The following is a 2,221-nucleotide window of genomic DNA, read 5'->3' as shown; positions in this document are numbered from 1 at the left end:
CAATCCTAGTGTGCAAGATTTTTCTATTAATTAAAATAGTTAAATATGCTAATGTTTTAGCAAAATTTAATCATTTTGTTAGGGAGAACTTGCATTATGTCAATTTTGGACGAAACTAATCAAAAATTATTGAGCCTATTACGGGAAAATGCGAGATACTCTATTGCATTTTTAGCCAAGAAATTAAAAGTTTCTCGAGCAACAGTGGTAAACCGCATTGCACGACTTGAGAAAGAAGGTATTATCTTAGGCTATCGGGTGGAGCTTCACTCAACACTAGAATCTAATGGTATTAAGGCTTGGACAACCGTGATTATCGATGGTGGGGCAACCGCAGAGGTCGTTCAAACCCTTCGAGGTGAACCTTGTATCAATGCGATTTATGATACTAACGGGCGTTGGGATATTCTTATTGAACTTATCGCGCCCTCATTGGAAGAACTAGGACAAGCATTGGAACGAATCCGATCAATTAAAGCGATTATTTCTTCTGAAACCTATATTCATTTAAAACGTTATGCTTAGCCTGAGAGAATCTATAAAAACGCTCAAGATAAAAAATCGGCAACAAGAATGCCGATTTTTTTATCAAGTGCGGTTAAAATTTGATTATTTTTCTGCAGTGCCCGATGTTTCTTTATTAAACCCGGGTTCTACGTTGTTCATATCAGGTAACTGGTGAGCAATCAATACAAGTTTTTTCCTCTGTTTTGATCTTCTCGTTCATTTTCGCCACAACAGGGAGTTGTGCATTGCACTTCAAACCACATTTGATGTAAATCATATTGGCAAGGTAGAGCCACTGCCGTTCCATAAGTAACCAATTCTCTAATTAAAAAGAGGGGGATAATCTAGAAACTCTCCTGTCTGAAACACTAAATACTCTTGAAGGAGTACTGATGATATATTTACATTACTTCTAATAATGATAATATGATAAGTGAACATATTATATGTGCACTTATATTAATGGAGGATTTTATGAGTAAAGGTAACATTTGGAGTAAGTCTTTTGAACTAGATGTCAATCATACACCAGAACAAATCTGGCAGGCATTCGTTGATACTTCTAACTGGAAGCTGTGGAATTCAGGGGTGAAATCAATTAAAATCGAGGGGCCATTTGTTTCAGGGACATGGTTTTCAATGGAGCTTCCGGAGGGTGACATCATCCGTAGTCAGCTAGTTGACGTTTCTCAAGGAAAACATTTCATCGATGAAACCTGGATTGGAGATACATTGATTAGAGTGGAACATCGGATTGAGGCAGTACGCCTTGGTCTGAGTAAATTTATCTACGCTATACGTACACAGGGATCCGATGCTCAGTTTTTTGGAGAGGGAATTAGTTCGGATTTTCCGCAGGTGATGACTGGATTGGCAAAATATCTCGCTAACAAAGTGGTTTAATACTCATGTCATCTAAATGTAGCAAACCTCTTCCTAGTCATTTTGAAGGTCCATACGACAGCCCGGGTTTTTTACTATGGCGAGTGTCAAACGGTTGGCAGCGGGAGCAGAGAAATGCCCTGCAACATATTGGTTTAACACACACACAATTCGTAGTTCTGGCGGTGGCCAGTTGGTTTTATGAAAAGGAGCCTCTGACGCAAGCTCGGCTGTCACAATTAACAGGTAGTGACCCAATGACGATTTCTCAAGTTGTTCGTGTACTTGAAAAAGCAGGATATTTTGAGCGCACTCCTTCCCCAAGGGATATGCGGGTCAAGGTGATCTCTGTGTCAGCAACAGGTCGGAGCCTTGCGGCAGAGGCAGTGAAAATTGTTGAAGCGACAGATAAGAAGTTTTTCATGCCGTTAGGAGAAAATAATTCCTCCTTTATTTCACTATTTCAAAAACTTCTTTGAGTCAAGCCTTTCATAAACTAGCACATCCGTAATAGTTTCTGACTGTGTAAAAAAGTTTGGAGTGGATGTTTTTGTCTCTCTCAAGCTATATAGTAAGAGTTGGGCGAGTGAAGGATTTGCCATTCATGCCCCCTTGCTAATGAAAGACGTGAGCTATCCACATTTTTAGAAAAAATATAAGGATATGCTATGAACTTCTATTTAGGAAAGTCTTTTTGGAAATATAGACTTGTGTCAATCCTAATAAGCATGTCATTTTCTTTATTATATCTTTCTCTTAACTGGTATATTATTAGTGAATATAAAGATGCTATTTATATTAGCTACATTAATATTCCTAGTATAATCATACC

General features: G+C 38.3%; 4 protein-coding genes. 3 read left to right on the top strand and 1 reads right to left on the bottom strand.

Annotation, left to right across the window (positions count from 1 at the left end):
* The first annotated feature begins 96 nt into the window (after nucleotides 1–96).
* Entirely contained in the window at nucleotides 97–525 is a 429-nt protein-coding gene (locus BKK47_RS11135) for an Lrp/AsnC family transcriptional regulator (RefSeq protein ID WP_077494898.1), read from the top strand.
* Between the two features lie 142 nt (nucleotides 526–667).
* On the opposite strand, the gene BKK47_RS12495 is transcribed toward BKK47_RS11135, so the two are convergent.
* Nucleotides 668–814 (bottom strand): hypothetical protein, encoded by a 147-nt coding sequence (locus tag BKK47_RS12495; protein WP_158074770.1) that lies wholly within the window; start codon nucleotides 812–814, stop codon nucleotides 668–670.
* Between the two features lie 167 nt (nucleotides 815–981).
* Between BKK47_RS12495 and BKK47_RS11130 the strand changes: the two genes are divergently transcribed.
* Both BKK47_RS11130 and BKK47_RS11125 read left to right on the top strand, forming a co-directional pair.
* Nucleotides 982–1,410 (top strand): SRPBCC family protein, encoded by a 429-nt coding sequence (locus tag BKK47_RS11130; protein WP_077494897.1) that lies wholly within the window; start codon nucleotides 982–984, stop codon nucleotides 1,408–1,410.
* A gap of 83 nt (nucleotides 1,411–1,493) precedes the next feature.
* Nucleotides 1,494–1,868 carry a MarR family winged helix-turn-helix transcriptional regulator gene (locus BKK47_RS11125; RefSeq protein WP_208603979.1) on the top strand — a complete coding sequence of 125 codons (375 nt, stop codon included), beginning with the start codon at nucleotides 1,494–1,496 and terminating at the stop codon, nucleotides 1,866–1,868.
* Nucleotides 1,869–2,221: the final 353 nt, after the last annotated feature.

The sequence above is a fragment of the Rodentibacter mrazii genome, assembly GCF_001998825.1.
Taxonomy (GTDB): Bacteria; Pseudomonadota; Gammaproteobacteria; order Enterobacterales; family Pasteurellaceae; genus Rodentibacter; species Rodentibacter mrazii.
The sequence above is the reverse complement of the archived record's forward strand: the minus strand, read 5'-3'. Positions and strand labels throughout refer to the sequence as shown.

Coding starts and splice junctions, on each gene's coding strand:
- BKK47_RS12495 (WP_158074770.1), bottom strand. CDS start 814: ATGGAACGGCAGTGGCTCTACCTTGCCAATATGATTTACATCAAATGT.
- BKK47_RS11130 (WP_077494897.1), top strand. CDS start 982: ATGAGTAAAGGTAACATTTGGAGTAAGTCTTTTGAACTAGATGTCAAT.
- BKK47_RS11135 (WP_077494898.1), top strand. CDS start 97: ATGTCAATTTTGGACGAAACTAATCAAAAATTATTGAGCCTATTACGG.